This is a genomic window from Halorubrum sp. Ib24 (assembly GCF_002252745.1).
GTDB lineage: Archaea > Halobacteriota > Halobacteria > Halobacteriales > Haloferacaceae > Halorubrum.
Genome location: NZ_NHOX01000045.1, coordinates 84,267 through 102,438, shown reverse-complemented (window position 1 = coordinate 102,438; position 18,172 = coordinate 84,267). Strand labels below are relative to the sequence as shown.

General features: G+C 53.2%; 12 protein-coding genes. 10 read left to right on the top strand and 2 right to left on the bottom strand.

Annotated features, from left to right (window positions below; genetic code table 11):
* Positions 1-53 precede the first annotated feature (53 nt).
* The 4 genes from DJ82_RS14845 (at position 54) to DJ82_RS14700 (ending at position 7,021) form a co-directional block, all read left to right on the top strand.
* Entirely contained in the window at positions 54-2,132 is a 2,079-nt protein-coding gene (locus tag DJ82_RS14845; protein ID WP_158217317.1) for a hypothetical protein, read from the top strand.
* Positions 2,125-3,033 carry a PD-(D/E)XK nuclease family protein gene (locus DJ82_RS13840; RefSeq protein ID WP_158217316.1) on the top strand — a complete coding sequence of 303 codons (909 nt, stop codon included), beginning with the start codon at positions 2,125-2,127 and terminating at the stop codon, positions 3,031-3,033. Before DJ82_RS14845 ends, DJ82_RS13840 begins: the two co-directional genes overlap by 8 nt.
* Positions 3,030-6,473 carry an ATP-dependent DNA helicase gene (locus DJ82_RS13835; protein ID WP_094582095.1) on the top strand — a complete coding sequence of 1,148 codons (3,444 nt, stop codon included), beginning with the start codon at positions 3,030-3,032 and terminating at the stop codon, positions 6,471-6,473. Before DJ82_RS13840 ends, DJ82_RS13835 begins: the two co-directional genes overlap by 4 nt.
* Before the next feature lie 188 nt (positions 6,474-6,661).
* A complete protein-coding gene (locus DJ82_RS14700; protein WP_143420596.1) occupies positions 6,662-7,021 on the top strand; it encodes a hypothetical protein in 360 nt (119 codons plus the stop codon).
* Between the two features lie 259 nt (positions 7,022-7,280).
* On the opposite strand, the gene DJ82_RS15515 is transcribed toward DJ82_RS14700, so the two are convergent.
* On the bottom strand, positions 7,281-7,406 hold the full coding sequence (locus DJ82_RS15515; protein WP_275093926.1) for a hypothetical protein: 126 nt from the start codon (positions 7,404-7,406) through the stop codon (positions 7,281-7,283).
* Positions 7,407-7,594: 188 nt separating this feature from the next.
* Positions 7,595-10,240, bottom strand: a complete 2,646-nt coding sequence (locus DJ82_RS13825) for a restriction endonuclease (protein ID WP_143420594.1) — start codon at positions 10,238-10,240, stop codon at positions 7,595-7,597.
* Positions 10,241-10,990: 750 nt separating this feature from the next.
* On the opposite strand from DJ82_RS13825, the gene DJ82_RS13820 reads away from it, so the two are divergent.
* The 6 genes from DJ82_RS13820 (at position 10,991) to DJ82_RS13805 (ending at position 18,115) form a co-directional block, all read left to right on the top strand.
* On the top strand, positions 10,991-13,171 hold the full coding sequence (locus DJ82_RS13820) for a queuine tRNA-ribosyltransferase tRNA-guanine transglycosylase (protein ID WP_094582092.1): 2,181 nt from the start codon (positions 10,991-10,993) through the stop codon (positions 13,169-13,171).
* Positions 13,172-13,882, top strand: a complete 711-nt coding sequence (locus tag DJ82_RS14695; RefSeq protein WP_143420593.1) for a DUF6884 domain-containing protein — start codon at positions 13,172-13,174, stop codon at positions 13,880-13,882. It begins immediately after the preceding gene.
* 675 nt (positions 13,883-14,557) lie between these two features.
* Complete coding sequence (locus DJ82_RS14690) at positions 14,558-14,746, top strand: hypothetical protein (RefSeq protein ID WP_143420591.1); 189 nt, start codon at positions 14,558-14,560, stop codon at positions 14,744-14,746.
* A 297-nt stretch (positions 14,747-15,043) separates the two neighbouring features.
* Entirely contained in the window at positions 15,044-16,078 is a 1,035-nt protein-coding gene (locus tag DJ82_RS13815) for a tRNA-guanine transglycosylase (RefSeq protein ID WP_094582091.1), read from the top strand.
* On the top strand, positions 16,075-16,968 hold the full coding sequence (locus DJ82_RS13810; protein WP_241881532.1) for a hypothetical protein: 894 nt from the start codon (positions 16,075-16,077) through the stop codon (positions 16,966-16,968). The genes DJ82_RS13815 and DJ82_RS13810 overlap by 4 nt, the downstream gene beginning before the upstream one ends.
* On the top strand, positions 16,958-18,115 hold the full coding sequence (locus DJ82_RS13805; RefSeq protein WP_094582090.1) for a BREX system ATP-binding domain-containing protein: 1,158 nt from the start codon (positions 16,958-16,960) through the stop codon (positions 18,113-18,115). Before DJ82_RS13810 ends, DJ82_RS13805 begins: the two co-directional genes overlap by 11 nt.
* Positions 18,116-18,172: the final 57 nt, after the last annotated feature.

The following is an 18,172-nucleotide window of genomic DNA, read 5'->3' as shown; positions in this document are numbered from 1 at the left end:
AAATCGCAGACGGCGACACAACCCTTATACAATAGTCGTTCAGTCAACTGGTTATGGCTGCCAGCGCTTCCCTCGACAGAGACGCTCTCCATCGAGTGGATTTTATCGGGGGAACGCTCCCCAACGAGATCGCCTCCCTATACGCGGATCTCGTTGATGAATACGGAGTACATGACGTGCTCGTTCTCAAGCGATTTGGTGGTGGTTCCGAGGCTGTTCGAGATAAACTCCGGCGTGAAGCCGACATCGTCGAACAACCACGCGTAGAGTCTCTCGTGCGTCACGCCCATCGTACAATCGATCGATTGAATGACCCACCTTATCGACTTTCCTCGTACGAACGGAGTTTCCTCTTCGAACAGTTTCTGGATGGTTGGGAGTGGGATGTACCGTATCTGAAGAATGCCTCCGAACACGATTCATTTCCTCGGGACGTTGAGCAGTTCTCGATAGTCGCATCATGGCAGGGGTCGCCGATCACGTCCGATGACGTTCTTAATGAGTTAACTGAGGTACATACGGCGTTCCAAGAGCAACTCAGCGGAGCTGGTTACCTCGAACACGCGAGAGTGGTTCACGCGGCGAGAGAAGCCGTAGAGAACGCCGAAGTCGAGATGACTCCTCCTTCCGCAGTCATCGTTCTCGAGGCAGAGGATTACACTACCGCCGAGCGTGCGTATGTTAGAGAATTCACCGAGCAGGTACTGACACAGTGGGTTGCGGTCGAACAGAGTGCCGTTCAGCGAACGCGGAACGAGACCGGAGAAATTCAAGCAAGCGAACTCGGCGACGACGTCGAAACAGTCGAACATTCCGAGACGGACAGCGGATCGTTGGTTGACGCAGTCGCCGCGCGTCTCGCGATGGGCCGGACTGTCAACCTCACGAATGAAGACGATCGCGTTTCCGTGCTGAACGCCACCACGTTCGACGAACAAATGCGAGCAGTCGTTGAAGAAGTCGAACGGCTTCGTGAAGAGGAAGCGCTTCGCTACGACGACGTCGCCATCGTTCTTAAGGACAACCGATCGCCGATACGAGGTGTCATCGAGGCACTCAACAGCAGAGGCATTCCGACTACATCAACGACAGTCCGCGGGCTCGGAGATGATCCCTCCGTGCGGGAACTCTACACCGTCGCTCGAGTGATGGCAGAGCCTGATACGGTTGACGATGATGCGTACGGGCTTCTCAGTGCGCGAGTCGGTGATGACCCACCCGTTGACGAGATTGATTCGGCGGATTCCCTCGTAGAAGAACTCTGGAAGTGGATCCGTCTCACCGAATTGAAGCGGCGTATCGCAGAGAATGAATCAGAGATCGACGCCCGAGCACAATTCTCCCACGTGAACGATATTATTGAGCTTGCGGAGTTTGCAGACCGGTCTCAGTTGATCGACGCGACGTGGGAGCAATTTAAAGACCTTCTTGAATTTTCCTTCGAGCACGCTGCACCGGACGCCTACGGTGACGATATTGATTCTGTGGAGGGAGGAATTCTCGTTGACGCCGTACAGCGGGTCAAAACAGGGCAGTGGAATACTGTGTTCGTCGTGAACGCAGTCGATCAAGAGTATCCATCCGATCCTCGAGTGAATCGACTGTTTCCGCGGGCTCACTTGGAAAGGATCCCGGAGTATCCCATGGTCTCGGCACCGACAGCCGGTGAAGTGAAAGAGACGTTCGAGACGGCGAAAACCGTCGACACGCGACCGTTTCGTGCGTATTACAGCCATTATAGCAGACGGTTAATGGCCGTCGCTACACGTGCGGCTGACAGTCGTCTCTACTTTACTACGTATCGTGAGAGACGTTCTGATCCCGGGAAGTATCGTCGTCCATCTCGATTCTTGGTCGACCTTCTCGAGACGTTCCCACAGATCTCCGAAGTCACGGAAGGGGACATTCGAACGGAAAGTCGGGCAGTGGATCATACGCTCGACAGTATTGACAGAACACTCGACGAGATCCGTCGTGCTCCCACAGCCGACGACCCGATCGACCTTACAGAGATTGAACGGAATTTCGGCGCGATCCAGCGGTTACTCGCCGAAAGTGAGCGTGGTGACGAGATCGCGGCTGCGATCGCCGCTCGAGCGGACTTTGCCGACGGGGTGGTTCGTCGTGAGTAACACCGACCAAACTGTGTCTCCTTCCAGACTTGCCACGTACGTCGAATGTCCGCGACGGTACGAATACCAGTACGATCAGCGGATCGAACCTCCGCCGGACGGAGAACAGTACAAAAACCGCGGTATCGTGTATCACGAAACGATCGCTGCCGTTTGTAACGAAACGGGCGACACAGAGGATGAGGCTGATATTATTGAATATGCCCGCAGGTATTTCGAGGATCTATGGTCTCGTGAGTGCTCTCCGGACGATTATAAAACTCTCTCTCACTACGAGTACGATCGGAAACTGACGCGGACAGGCATTGATTCATACTTCGAAAACGGACCGGGAGTCAAACACGCTCGCAACTCCGTCGCGACCGAAGTCACGGTCGAAACTGAGTACAAGCGGACGAAGGTCAACGGAAGGATAGACAACGTCGTTCAAACGGATGATGGACTGTCGTTGGTCGACTATAAGGGTACTCTTAGTAACATCATCACGAGTCGGACGGTAGGGAAACTGAAAGAGCACCTCGAAGGTGACTCCTATCGGCCGAAACTCGTCAAAAGTGCGATTCAGGCGGCAGTGTATCTAGAAGTGATCAGGGAGACAGATCTCTTTGAGGAAGGAATGGACGTGTCGTTTGTCTACTATGGGATTCTCCACGATCACGAGCCAGTTTCCACGGATGAAGGGATCGTACCTGATGTCTCCGGAAGTGGGCGCGATGTGACGAATCTGTGTATGGACAACCACGGAACGATCTGGCAACTGATCCGGGAGGCGTACCAAGGTATCCTCACGTGGGACTTCGAGCCAGATCCGTGGTCGGATATCTATCGTAGCACCTGCGACGATTGTCCCTACATGGAAATGTGTCCGGACTACCTCGGAGAGGAGGTGAAGATAGAATGACTGACAGCGGGCAAGTTGACGAAACGATCTCCCCCTCGGACGCACAGCAGGATATCATCGATTCGGACGAGTACCCGATGCGAGTACTGGCCGGTGCTGGCACCGGAAAGACGTTCACGATGGTGAGAAAGATTGAGCGACTCATCGACGAACAAGATGTCGACCCCGATCGAATTCTCGCACTTACTTTTACCAACAAAGCCGCCGATTCGATGCAGACCAAACTAGGCGAGAAGATCGGGGCGAGAGGATACGACATCGACGCGTATACTTACCATTCGGTCTGTCATCGGTTACTGACTGAATACGCCTACCACACCGGGTTAGACCCGGAAATGGAGGTCGCCGCAGAGGCTGATAAGTTCGAACTCGTACTGGAGGTGCTGGACGAGGTCGACTATCAGTTCATTTCGCCTGAGGTCTACGACGAGGAGTCGTACGGGTCGGGTGCAGAGACCAAGTTGACAAACTTCATCAGTTCGATGAAAAGCGACGGAACGTCTCCCGCAGAACTGCGATCCTATCTTGGGGATGCTAACAGGTTGTCCGATCTTCACAGGATCGTCAAACGCATCAAAGATATCGCTACTGACCACCTTCGATACAACTGGCGAAAGATCACCCCGGAGCGTCTCTCGACGTTACATCAGGGCTTGGAGCGTTTCAAGCGGGAACTTATCCGTCATCGTGATGGGGTTGGTAAGTCCCCTGTTGAGGCGAACGTTCGCGAGTTCCTCACAATATACGTCGACGTCGTCGAGCGCCTACAAGTGTACCTCGTGGACAACGAGGACCGGATCGTCGACGGAGAGCTCAGTTCAGCATTCAAACTCCCCGGATACCTGTTCGGAACATACGGATCAGCGCCGACTGGTGTGCCTGAAGTCGGGTTCTCTCTAACAGATGAGCTCTCCTCGTTTGTCGACCTCGCACGGGAGGCATACGACCTGACACAGGGATACGAGGTGTACGAGCAGCGTCTCCGAGAAGAAGCATTACTGGATTTCGACGATCTCGTACTCGAGACTCTCGAACTCCTGTCCGATCCGACACATCATGACGACATCTCCGGACAGTGGGACTACGTGTTCTGCGACGAGTTTCAGGACACCGACGCCATCCAGTTCGAACTCGTGGAACAGCTCTCCGACGGTGGGAATCTGTTCGTCGTTGGGGACGACGATCAGGCCATCTACGAGTGGCGTGGAGCGAACATCGAGAACATCGGTCAAAGACTCAGTAATACGTTTCCGGGCCTGACCGACGAATCGCTTGAAGAGAACTTCAGGTCGAAACAACCCATCCTCGATCTCGCAAACGACGCGATCGAACGTTTGGAGGGACGCGGTAGCGACAAGCAGTTGGAAGCGGTTGAAGAGAAGCGCGAGGCGACTGACGGCGTTGCGACTGTTTCCGGGTTCGAGGATGAGGAGGAGCAGGCGAGCCGGCTCACACGAGTCCTACTCGATCTGACGAGCACCAGTTCAGAACTGTCCGACGAGGAGTACGACTTCGGTGACGTTGCTATCCTCGTTCGAAAGAAGCGCCACGCCGACGCGGTCACCGACCGTCTGCGTGATGCTGGAATTCCTTACGAATTCCCTGACTCCGGCCCGGAGATCGGGATCGGTGCCGGCACGATCCTCGCGTATCTCCGTGCGCTCGCGGAGCCCAGCAGTGAGGTGAGCCTCAATCGGGTGCTCACCATGCGATATCGAATTCATGACCGCGACCTTCGAACGCTCAATTCGTCGGATCTACCGCTCGCTGAAGCGCTCGTTGATCTGCCGGACGAGGAGTTCTTCGAGCCTACCCGGGTAAGGACCGCCCGGAACCACCTCGTGGAGCTCTGGAATAAGAAAGATACTCACACTGTCAGCAGGCTCTATACTGAACTCAAGGAAACGACGGACATCCAGTGGTACCTCTCCGAACAGGAGAGGCGAAATTTGGGGGCGATCGACCGAGCGATCGACGCCGTTGCCGAGGGGGGAGTCCAACCGATACTCACGACTGAGTTCGTCGACGACGTACAACGATATGTCGCTGCCGACGAGGGACTGGAATCACCAACCGATCAGTCAGAGAAAGCGTCGGGCGCGGTCAATATCATGACTGTCCACAAGAGCAAGGGACTCGATTTTCCGGTTGTCATGATCCCGAGCCTCTCCGCCAGAGACTGGGAACCGAATCGGGATCGTCAGTCCTTCGATGCCCTCGCCTCGTACGCGAACAGTGATGAATCACCGCTGAACCGTGACCTGCTCGCTCGGGATTTACAAGAGAGCCGCCGGGTGTTCCACGTCGCAGTCACTCGAGCGGAGGACCAGTTGGTCCTCTTCGGAAACGAAGAGGAGACTGGAGAAGACGACACAGAAGTTCCAGTGGACGCATATCAGACAATCCTTCCAGATTCGCTCCCGTATGCGATCGGACGCGTCGAATTCCCAATCTGGAACGACGTGCTTGACTCGTTACCGGACACTGCCGAGGACTGGTCGGAACGGGTTCTCGAACTCCCAAACCCCTACGGAAACGTGATGATCAATACCTCCGAAGGTAGCAAACGACAAGCCGAGGTTCGTCGTCACGTGCTGGATCTCGCGAGACGAGTCGTACAGGGTGATCTCACAGAATACGATCCGGTTGACGTCGGGATCCGCGTGTCCTCACTCGACGTTCGCCAGACAAAACGCGTCAAGCGACAACACAGCTATACCTCGCTCGAGAGCGTCGAGACGTGTACCCGACAGCATTACCTCGACTACGTCGTTCGTGCATTCGATGACCGCCGTAGTTGGTTTGACGGCGATCACGGCGGCAAGGATTCGAGGGGTTCGGGGTCAGTCCGGGAGCGCGGAGTGCTCTTCCACGAGATCGCTGAGTACGCGGCGAATCGAGGTTACGACACGATAGACGAGTGGTACGACCTGTGTGATAAACTCGCTCAGAAACAGGGGCTAGAATATGTAACGGACGAAGTAAAGACCTGTATCGACCGTTTCTTCGAGACACCGGCGGCGAATTGGAACGTCATCGCCGCCGAGCGCGAATTCTCTATAAAGGTGGCAGGAAACGATGTTACCGGCCTCATCGACGTAATCTACGAGAGACCGGACGGGTCGCTCGTCGTTATTGATTATAAGGCTACGACAAAGAAGCGCGATCTTGAGGAGAACAACCAGCTGTCACTCTACTTACTCGCCTGTGAGGAGATTTTCGACCGGCCTGTCGATGAAGCAGGATACGCATACGTCGGCGAAGTTGGGCCTGCTGTCGAAACTCGGACACTCACGTCAAAGGAACGAGCGTCATTCAAACACGAACTTGCGGATCTGCTGGAGATAGCAGAAGGAAGTAATTTCGGGAATTTCACCGATGGAGAACACTGCCAATATTGTTCGCACAGGTCGCTGCCATGTGCCAAAAAAATCGACTAATAATCTGAATTGGCTCTGCTGAAATCCTCAACAGGAGATAGGTTTCGCCGGTCGTGCTGAATACACAGCGCGTGTACAGCACTTCCTAACCCGTGAACCTGTGTCGTCTGATTCGGTCAGCACAGTGCGAGAGTACAGTGGTAAGGAATTTTAGAAGATTATTTCAATACAGATAATTGAGATGCCTTGTGCATCCTCCGGAAACCACGGAACTTCATTTCCAAGTCTTAGCTGAGCAAGATCGAATATTAGAAGAATTGGTAAAACAAAACCCAATAGCTGAAAATAAGAGGCAGTTGCTACGCCTAATCATAGCCGAACATATGAATAGAGCTGGGTCAACATTTAGATTGTCTCCTCCATCGCTTAATGAAGCTGAGCGCGCGCAAGTTGCGCTCGAGAAACAGAAAGAACTCCTTGACAAGACAAGCGACGAACTTTGTAAGGATAGCGAAGTGAGCATTGAGACGGTGATAGATCGATTTGATGAAATCCGTCGCACACAACAAGATATTATTGAACATCTCTCCCATCTTGATGGAGCATAATCTGGTATCCAAATATTTTACTTCCTATTCAGACTGTAACCTCTGTATCTCACACGCAGCTTCTGACAGGTCTCAGGTAGATCACTCTGGTACGTGCAAGATACACAGCGCGTATTTATCCCTCCAAACACTGCGACTGTTGAGACGGCGACGCCGAAATCCCGTGTTTCGTGCTACCGGGACTGCTTCTAGTAGCCTGTGGATGTCGACGGGGAGTGCGACGGGCGCCGAGCGGGAAGCGACGACCGAGAGGCCACGTTCAGCGGCCGGCCCGGCGGCCAAGAATAAACACGAGGAGGACGAGCAGCACCGCCCTGAGACCCATTTCGACGGTCGTCAGCACCCATCCGAACCTTACCGGCACAAAGTCGCCGAAGCCGAACACGGTGAACGTCAGCGTGAGTAGTAGACTGTGTCGCCGAACTTGGCAGGGTCGAGAATATTTTTGTGGCATGCTACGCTCCGTACCTAACGGGGTGGGTAAGGGGTGACTATCAATAAGGGGTTGGAAGTTCAGAATTCACATGAACCAGACCCTGCTTGATGCTACCTCTGGTCCCTGCTACTGTCCTCTTAGCCGGGTTTCGGCGGGATACTTGATTCACTGAGGCGTCTGATGAGTTCCGACGCACCCACCAGTGAGAGCTCATCACCGAAATCATCGGCATACCGCTGTGCGGTATCGGCGAATTCCCCGCTTGTGACGACAATTGCCTCATTGGCGTCGCCTGCCGCCAGCGTACTCACCAATTGCTGCAGCGTTTTGCGTCCGACAGACTGGCCCGCCTGATAGTGTTTCACTTGGATCGCGAGGCGTCGGTCCGCCTTTTTTACCCAGATATCGACGCCCAAATCATTCGTAGATTGTGTGACCGTCGTCTCATACCCTTCATCACGATAGAGGTGTCCCACAAGCCGCTCGAACGATTGCCACTCATAGGCAGCGAGGTCATCGCTATCCCAGACCCCGTCATCGAGTCTCGAGAGCTGATTCGTAACTGGCTGGATGGCCTGAGGGTACTCTTCAGTAAGTGAAAGCCTGAGACTTTCTTCCCACGAATCCTGATCGACTGCGGGATGGTTATAGTCGACTGAGTTCATAAAGGCAAGTGCCTCGTCGGCTGTCTGGAGAATCGTTTGAAAATCCTGAAGCGTTGCCTCTGGAATCGAATCGGATTGGTCTGTCCCACTAAGCGAGCGAAGAATGGATTCAAACGGGTAGCTCGGATAGCGTTCAGCTAACGAAATGGTAGACGCACAGACCTCAGAATAGGTAGTAACATAGTCTCGCGTCTCGACAAAAGAGTCACTGCCGATCGCTGCCTGTAGCCTTGTCACATGCTGAGTGAGGGCAGCTTCGAGACGTGACGCTGCCGCAGATGAACTCGCCTGAATCTGCGCATGTGTTTCAACAGCCCCACGCGCGGTCTCGATGAATTCGCGAACCTGCTTGGTTTTCTGTTTCAATTCCATAAGTTGCTCAAGGGCTACTGCTGGCGTGTCTACTGACCAAATATCGACGAAGTTAATATCCGGAGTCTGGACAGGTGTGAGATCAAACTGAGTTCGGACTGATGAGGGATAGTCTGGTCTCTCGTCTTGATCGGCGACTACGGTGGCGAGGGTTTGAACAACGTCGTGCCACGTCGACTCGCCGGTGTCAATTGTGTCTTCGGGTGCCGACGGCGGGTTTAGTACTAACTTCTCAAGAAGGATGTCACCGAGATCGACATCATCAGGAACAGTGAGTGAAGAGTCTCTGAGTTGACTCAACAACGGCTCAACCTCGCTATACCGATATAACACTCGTTCAAGCTGGTCAACATTCTCGGTCGCATTGGAAAGGGACTGATACGGTGGCTGGTATGGATCATACAATTCGGATGGCGGGTCACATTGAGGCGGGAGCCACGCTGCTGCACGTCCTTGAAGTTGCAGGCCGCGCTGCTCGCCGATACCATCGATAGCGGTGAGCGTGTCCTGAGAGACAGCAGTGAGATCGAGCGCTGTCCGGATGCCTGCATTCAATAATTCCTGTTCCAGTATCTTTCCCACGCCCTGAATGTTGCCGACAGGGCGAGTTGAAGCCGCCTCATACAGCGTTTGTGCTCGCTGCTCCCCGATGCCATCCACCTCCTGCAGGTCCGCAACTGAAGCGTTTCGAATCTCACCCAGCGTCTCATACCCTGCCAAGTGAAGACTGTCCGCTAACTGGTCGCCGACCCCAGTACTGTTCGAGACGGGAGCAGCCACCCGCTCAATTTCGGCAAGGCGTCGAAGCCCCTCCCATCGTGCCCAGATTTCTAACCAGTTGGTTAGTTGCTGATGGTCCTCACAGATGCCAGCAGGTGACAAGTCACTGTTGTCGGCATCAATGACCATCTCAAGACGCGACTGGAACATGTTTTGATTTGTCTGAGTGGTTTGATGCTGAGCGCTGCCGGGGTTGAGTGACTCCACCTTCTTATCTCGGAGCGCGTCGTAACGAGCTTCAAGCCGCTCATATGCCGTGTCCCATTGTCCGGGCGAAACGCTATCAGGGTGGAAATTGGCAAGGGATTCGTCATAGTCTAAATCATTCAGCAGCCGATTGGTCTTACTCCACAGCTGTTGATATTCAATTGGGACTCTGGGTTCATCATCGGATGAAGAGTGAGAGGAGTCCGGATCCGCTTTATCCTGCTGGTTGTGGCAGCTCCGTGGCTTAGGAGATTCCGTTGACGATTCCTGTTCCGTCCGTAACATATCAGTCTCCCCCGAATTTTCCTGCTTAATAATCGTCTCAAGGTCCTCAAGAGCTGAAACCCAGTTCCCGGCGCTAATTTTAGCAGGGTGATATTCATCAATCGAATATGTTGTATTGCTTTCAACCGCTGTTTGTTTGGCCTCTTTCCAGATTGCAACATACCGGGACGGCGCATTCTCCATACCGTGACTAGACCACTCGACTCCCTCTTGAGGGGCAAGTGACGGGTCTTGTTTTGGCTGCTCTCCCGCCTGAGTTTCATTTGACGGGACTTCTGGCGTTGTATCATCCGTCGGCCAAGCCTCATCATCTGCCGCGACAGCACTGGGATCCGGATCTGTGTCTGTGGTTTCCCCACTCTGAGAGCGGTTGGACTCCTGAATGGAGTTATCACGACCAGTAGATGGCCCATCACTAGGCGTTGACCGGAAAATGCGTTTTAGCGTCTCATCAAGCCAAGAAAACAAACTCACACTGCGTGCTCAAATTGCTATTATTATATAAATGCGTCGAACGTCAATACATTTTACTTTAAAAACATATTGAATATCAAATTTTTCAGAAGGCTGGTTGCTAAATCATAAATAAAACAATCTATTACATCAGTATAATTATCTATGTGCCTCGGTGGCCGACTTTTCCGAAGAGGGGTGCGCTACTAATACAGTCAGAAGCGGTGACTGACCGGGAAATGTTGGTTAATCGTTTGAGCCTCTCGTAGCGGTCACGTTCACAGTCTCCCCTGACAGCTATGACCGTTGAGACACCGATGCCGAACTGTCGTATTAGCTCCGTTTTGGGACGAAGTCGGGGTATCAACCATATCTTGGTGCATTGTCTCGGGAGCGGAAATAATTGAACGAGCCAGAATAGCCGTCCTGACAGATAACTATCCATCGCGGGTCGGCTGCTGCTTGGAGAACATGGGACCGGTTACTGGTTCCCTATACTGACCGATTTGTTCAAGTATCTGCTGACCGAGTTCCGCTGACCGATACACGCTCTGTATCTCGCAAACTGTTCTTGACGAGCACCAGTCAGTTCAACTACTGTCCGGTCTGTGAACTCCCTATTTCTTTTACCGAGGCATGGTGTTCTCTGAGAAATCGACCCTACCGGTTTGCGGGCCACGAAGCACGATCCCTCTTGGCATATTATTATGACTGGCAATAAGATGGATTGAAATAGGAATAGGCGTAACCCAGCGCTGGTGAACTAACTCTGTGAAGTTCTACGTCCCCGAGTGGGAGGACGCGGTCGATGCCCGCTACGATTTCGTCCACGATGAACTCTCTAATCTGGACAAGCAAGAGCGGGAGCGTCACTTCATCTGGGACATTTTCGACTACGAAACGACACCGATTGACGGCGTACTTATTTCTCGCGAGCAGGTAGAAGACAGCCAGCGCAAGTACGATCGAGTGACCAAGCTCGGCGTCTACGACGACCCGCAGCTTACCATCCCAGATTGGCTCCCGACGATCAGCGACTGTGGAGCATGGGGGTACAAATCACTCCCATTCCCTCGGTACGGGAACGACGATATGCTGGATTTCTACGAGGCACTTGACGTGACTGTGGGAGTCACGATCGACCATCTCGTGCTTGGCTCCGGAAAGGAGAAAGGACGTCTCTATCTTGATGAGCATGCCCTCCATCCCGAATTTTCCGAAGACGATCTCCCGGAAGAGCTCACTGAGCAGGTCGATATCATGGTCGATGAGTGGCCCGCAGAGTGGCCCGATCTTGTCGAACGATACGACGAGTCTATCTATGACGTTTCTTCTATCGAATCATTCTCCCACCACGATTTCGAAGGGAGCGTTCAGGAGATACTCCAGCGCATGGATCACGACCCTCGCGCAGTCTACCGGGAGGACGACAAGCAGGTCCGTTATGAAATGACGCTAGAGAACGCGGCCGAGATTCGTGACCTCTACGATGAGAGAAACTGGTCGTTCCGTCTCATGGCTGCCTTTCAGGGATGGAATCCGACTACCTACGGGGAGGCACTCGACGAAGTCCTCGACATGGGCTACCAGTACGTCGGAATTGGGGGCGTCGCCGGAAGCCAACTCAAACAGGTCGAGGAGATCGTGACCGAGGTAGGCCATCGGATAGCCGATTACCAGTCCGAACACGGGACACGTGTCGACACACACGTCTTCGGCTTCGCGAAGACAGATGGCTTCGAGACGATCGGTCGGACAGGGATGTCGTCCATCGATAGCGCGAGCATGCTCCGTGCAGCGTGGACTGGCGGGAACAACTATCATCTGACCTCTGACGAACGATTCGACGCGATCCGCGTTCGATACGCGTCTCCCGGCGACGATCTCGACGTCGCTGTACGGAAGTCGATGCTCGGGCAAGAGGTGCTACACGCACTCCGCGCCTTCGACGATGGAGAGTCTATCTCCAAGCGGGTACGTGGCTGGTACATCGAAGCCGACCTCGTACTGGACGCGCTCGTCGACTATCTGGAGGAACACCGCCATAACGAGAGATATGACGCGCGCCTTCTCCGAGAGCTCACCACTGAATTCCGCGAGCACTTTCAGTACGGAAGAGAACTACAGGCGAGTTTCAGCGACGACCTGAGAAAGCGGATCGTCAAACTCCTTCGCGAAGACCATGCCGAGGACCCCATCAACTTCGAAGAGTACGTGGACCTCATCGACGTCGCTCGTGAGGTCGCGAAGGATTTTCCCCAGACCGCAGATCGCGTCGAGGAGTTGGAAGACAGTACCGGTGATGCAGCTACTTTCAAGCAGGTGTGGACGGTCCTCGAGCACTACGCAGAGTCGGGATCGATAGACGATGCCGATCTCCTCGAGGATTATCGAAAAACCCTCCGTTCACAGCCGTGGGACCGGTGTGATTGCCCGATATGCGAGAATCTCGGGATCGAGGTCGCCGTCTTTAGAGGGAACAATCGAAATCGACGGCGAGGGTTCCACAACACCTATCGCTTCTACCAACAATTCAAACGCGATCTGCCAAAGATGCTCGTCGTCGTCGGTGCGGATAGCTCGTTCTTCAATCGGGACTCTGTAGAGGGATATCTATCCGATGAATACGAAGAATTCTGGAAAGAGATCCATGACGTCCCCGTTGCGGAAATCGGCGTCGTCGATGCTAACGGGGTTGACGAGTGGTGGCAAAGTAGTCCACGGAGCGTCTCCCTTGATCCCGGAGGTATTGCGGATCAACTCCGGAAGAAGACTGAGCGCTACGACGTGGTCCTCTATTACGACCCAGACGAAGACGCTGAGTTCGACATCGAGGGTGTGGAAATCACCGACTCAGCTACCGAGGTTCGTAGTGAGATACTGCGACGTCTAGGATACGAGTCCGATTTCGAGCCGAAAAGAGATGTACAAATTCAACTGGAGGACTTCTGAATGCGAATCCTGATCATTGACCAGTGTTCCGGGACAAAAAACCACCCAGAGGACCATCCGGTCGTGGATCAGGAAGGAACGCGAAATGCGGACACAGAAGACCTGCTACAGAGTCTCGGTATTGATGGAATCCGGGCGAAGGACCTGTATACAGGAAAGCAACAGAAACGGATCACCGACTCTGTCCGTACACTGGAACAGAAAAACAACGAGGTGGAGCGGGTTTTCATCAGTGCCGGATTCGGCCTCGTCGATGACGATCAGCGACTCCCTCCATATGAGGCAACGTTCAACACGATGTCCAAGTCCGAAATCGCGGAACGGTCTGAGCGCTTTCGACTTACCGAGCGTATCGACGAATTAATTGACAGTAGCAGCTTTGATATCGTCTTCTTTGCCCTCGGATCGAAATATTACGAGGTACTGGATCTCGATGAACTGTTAGCTTCAGTTCCCACTGAGACGACAATCGTGCTGTTCAATCAGGATGCAGTGGGAGATTCGTATGATCAGGTCGTCTCTGTCCCTGCTCGAACAGAGCAAGGGAAACAGTTTGGTTCGACAGTAGTCGGATTAAAAGGAACCTATCTCAAGAATTTCGCAGCTGCTCTCGATTCTACCGAGAATTCAATTACCCCTGAGAGGGCTGTAGAATATTGTCTAACAGATCTTGTAGGTGGTTCTCAATCTGGGATTGACAATTATTCATAAGTCGGCTTTGTTGAAGTCCTCAACGAGTGATCGGTTTTAGCGGCCGTGCTGTATACAGGGCGCGAATGTGGTACGAACTGAAGCCGATCTACGGATAAGAATGATCGGTCAGTACAACATATGTAATTTTAGGAGGACATCGCAACGATCTCGTATAAATAAAAGCGGAGTTATTGAGGACGACCTACCAGCCACCCACAGAACTACAACGGCTTAGAGAAAGTCACCAACGTGACAAAATCTGATCTGCGAGAGATTCACGGCGTTGGTGAGCTTGCGGCTGGTAAGTTGGTTGAAGATGGCGTGACTACGAGAGCAGACCTCAAGCAAGTGCTTCGAGAATTGGAGCCTCCCGCTCAACATATCTATTCAAGTTTTCAATTGGCCGTTCTCTCGGAGTTGGAACTTCCCACAGTTGGAGAGCAGACTGTAACGCAGTACACTCGACGGACGTACACCGACGACGAGATCGTGTATGAGTGGGAAAGAGACTCGGAGACGGTACTCCTTGAACTTCGGTCTGAGGGAGATTCGTTTCGTTCTAAGTGGCACGTGGAAGGTGGTCGAGTGTTCCGTTCCGAACTTCACGACCAGCGGAGTAGTGCCGTAAATGCGCTAACCCGATGCGCCTACCGACCACCTGAATCTGCGTAGCTCAAACGCATTATGGCATTAATGAACTGGTTCGCACTCGCAATTGGCTCTCTGATGGGTGCAGTAATCGTATTAGCTATTGTAGTGCCAATCTTCACCTTGACGGGATTTATTTCTGTAGATACTGCTGATGTACTTCTAACAGCGTCTTTAGTAGAAGTCACAGCCGCATACACTTTTGCGACCTACGGCAAGTGGTGGAGTGACTGATTCGCAGGCACGTACTATCGGTTGGTTCAGGATTTAGATGGAGAAAATAACGCATTTACCGTACTGACTGCATTCTCTGTATTCGGCAAACTGTCCTATCAGCTTCTATGGATTTCAACAGAGCCAAACGCTTAGAGGAGCTATTAGATATACTCAAGACAGCGAGCTATCTTCGATGGCCGATCCGGTAAATATCGACCGAGCCTCATTTTCTCGGTAACAGACAGAGAACATCTCTGGAGATGTTCTGATCGCCAAAAAACATAAGTCACAGCTGAGCTTATCGCAGCTCGTCCTATGTTGTACAGGCGACAAACGTTATCAACACCTCACGGGGCGTTAGAAACTCCGGTTCTCTTCCCAGTTCGAAACATCGGGAAGCGATCCAGCGATAACACCCCAGAGTACACCGACGAGATCCCTGACCTCTCGACCGCAATGGTAAACGCTCGGTCGATACGTCAGCGGGAACCTCAGTGGGATAGAATTCAGGACGGAGAGAACCTGCGCGGTGAGATGGGGGTATCCCAGTCGACGATCGTTTTCGCCGATAGTGGTGGATTTGATTTCCGTTCTGAAGAACTGGACACCACCCCAGAGAAATCACTCGAAACACAGCAGGCGATTGAAGCGGACATCCTCGGTACAGTTGACGTTCCACTCTCCCGTGAAAACAGAGAGCGGGAGAACGATCGACGAGTTGAGGAGAACATTCAGCGTGCTCTCGCTGCGAGTAATTCGTACGACGGTGATGGCTTACTCTTCGCCAGTGTACACGGATACGACCCTGAGACGATACGGAACGGGATCCAATACCTCGAACAAAACGGCGAATTCGACGGATACGCTCTCGGCAGTCTCGTTCCTATCAGGACCGATTACGAGAAAGTCACAAAGCTGATATTAGCGGCAAGGAGGGCAACTGACAAACATCTACACGCCTACGGATTGGGCGGTCTCGTGTATCAGCCATTACTGCTCTACTGTGGTGTGGACAGTTTCGACTCAAGTGCGTTCATCCGAAGTGCCGGCAACCGAAACTACCTGATACCCGGATTCGGTGGCGAGGAACTCCGAAACATCGAGAACCTCGAATATCCCCCTTGTGCCTGTCCAGTCTGTAAAGATCGCGCCCTCGACACGGTTCGCGAGGATCGGAACGCTCTGGCGATGCACAACTTGTGGGCGCTCACCCTCGAACTTCGTCGCTTCCGATACATGGTGGAGGCCGGTGAGGATATCGAATCGTATCTCGATCTTCGCTTCCGTGGGAACGAGGTAACCGCGCGGGCGTATAAACTCGCGAAACAACAAGTGAGGAGACTCGCATGAGCGACGAACGTCCCACCGTCCGACCGGTCAATCTCGGTCGGTTAGTGGAACTAACTCATTTGTGTCGGAACGGTGCGCAGTCGACGGATGACGTCATAGATGCGCTCGACGTGAGTAAGCGGCGTGCCCGAGAGACGATCCTCGAGTCGACGCGTATCAGTTTCCTCGAAGAGGTCTCTGACGAGGGAGAGTATACAACGACGACTATTGGCGAGCGCTTCGTCGACGCCGTTGAGGAGACCGACTGGGCGAAAGTTAGTTCGATCCTCGAGGCCCGTAGTCCACACTACGGGGAGTTTCTCAGTCTGTTCGAGGATGGCGACATCATTGAATCGGATGAGGCGCTAGAGTTGCTCAAAGATCGATCGGAGTTTACGCCCTATGAGTACAACGAGACGTCGCTAGATGTTGTCGGTGGGTGGGCGCAACGTCTCGGGGCTATCCAGCGGAACGCGTTTGACGGTACCTTCTATGCGGCTGATAAGAGCGATGTGCCGCCAAACTTCCCGTACGTGTTGTTGTCCATCGCCGACGAACTTGAGGAAAGTGCTGGCGTGAATCTGAAGAAACGATATCTCTCGATTCCCGAACTTCGTGAGCACACCTGTGAGCGGCTTGGTTGTGACCGCGACACGTTTGATGACGCCCTACGGACGCTCGCAGAGCAAAACATCGGTCGAATAGAACTCTCCGGAGCACCGATTGACACTGGTGCGAAGGACGCACGATACGGCCTCAAGACGATCGAACTGGTAGATGGCGAGGACGGACTCGTCTCCACCGATCAGTCTTCGGAGCAGGTTATGCGCGGCGTCGAACAACTTGGAAAACAATACTACTACCTCGCGGTGTATGACCGCGACCTCCAGTTCAACAACGATGACAACTGATAACTTCCAGATCACGGACGAACAGCGCGATTACTCATCCCTCGGCCTTAACGAGAATCCGTTTCCATATAGCCCGGTTCCGTCGGACGATCCGGAGGTTTACTGTGGACAAGATCACGTGGCGAATGCGGTAAGCGACACGGTATCAACGATGCTCAGCACTGGGAAGTCGAAACATCTCGTGATCACTGGGAAGTACGGAAACGGAAAGTCACATACTCTCAAATACGCCCGCTCGCTCGTCCGCGACCGAGAAGACGTACTCGTCGGATACGTTGCTCAGCCCGGAGAAGGGTTCCTCGACGTCTATCACGAATTCATGTACGATCTCGGCTTCGACCGTGTACAGGAGCTCGCGTACGAATTCCTCGCATACGTCGCTCGGAAACACACTGAGGCGAATCCCATGGGTGCATCCTCAATGGAATCGCTGATCGATGAAGGCGACATTCTGCTTTCCGAACTCGTCCCTGAGGCTATCCAACTGCTGAGCGACGTCACGAAGTTCGCCGATTTCGCTCGAGCGATCGTACACATGGTGTACGAAGATACGAATCTCTACGCATGGCAGTGGCTCACCGCGGAGGGAATCCGCTACGAGCAGCGGAAGGAGATGGAGATCCACAGCGCCCTTGATGACGATACGATGGGTGTGCGTGCGTTCACTGCGTTGAAGAACATGCTCCTCGAACTCGATTACACTGGGGCGTTCGTCTTCGTGGACGAGTTCGAGAGCGTGGCACGGCTCTCCCCGAAGAACGAGCAGGCGACCCTCAACAGTCTCCGTCATTTGATGGATCAGAACAGTTCCGGACTCAGCATGATGTTCGGGTGTGCTCCGGAAGTCTGGCAGGACATCATGAGCGAGTATCACGCGTTCTCTGAGCGGATCGGTCGGGAAGTCTCTCTGCGGCCGATGACCGAGGAACATTTGGAGGATCTCGTAGATTCGTATCTCGACCTCGCTTCTGATGAGCCAGTTTCAGTGTCCGATGTTTTCGAAGAGGATAGCATCCAACTGATTTTACAGAGTTCGCAGGGTAACGTGAGACAAGCACTCTCAATTTGCAGCTATACGATTGACGATGCTGCGAAACAGGGACGGTCAAATATCAATGCTGAAATCATTCAAAAAATCGTCTCATAAGGTTTGCAGTCTCTAGTGAACTCATATCCTATTTAGGATGCATCGGTTGTTTGGAAA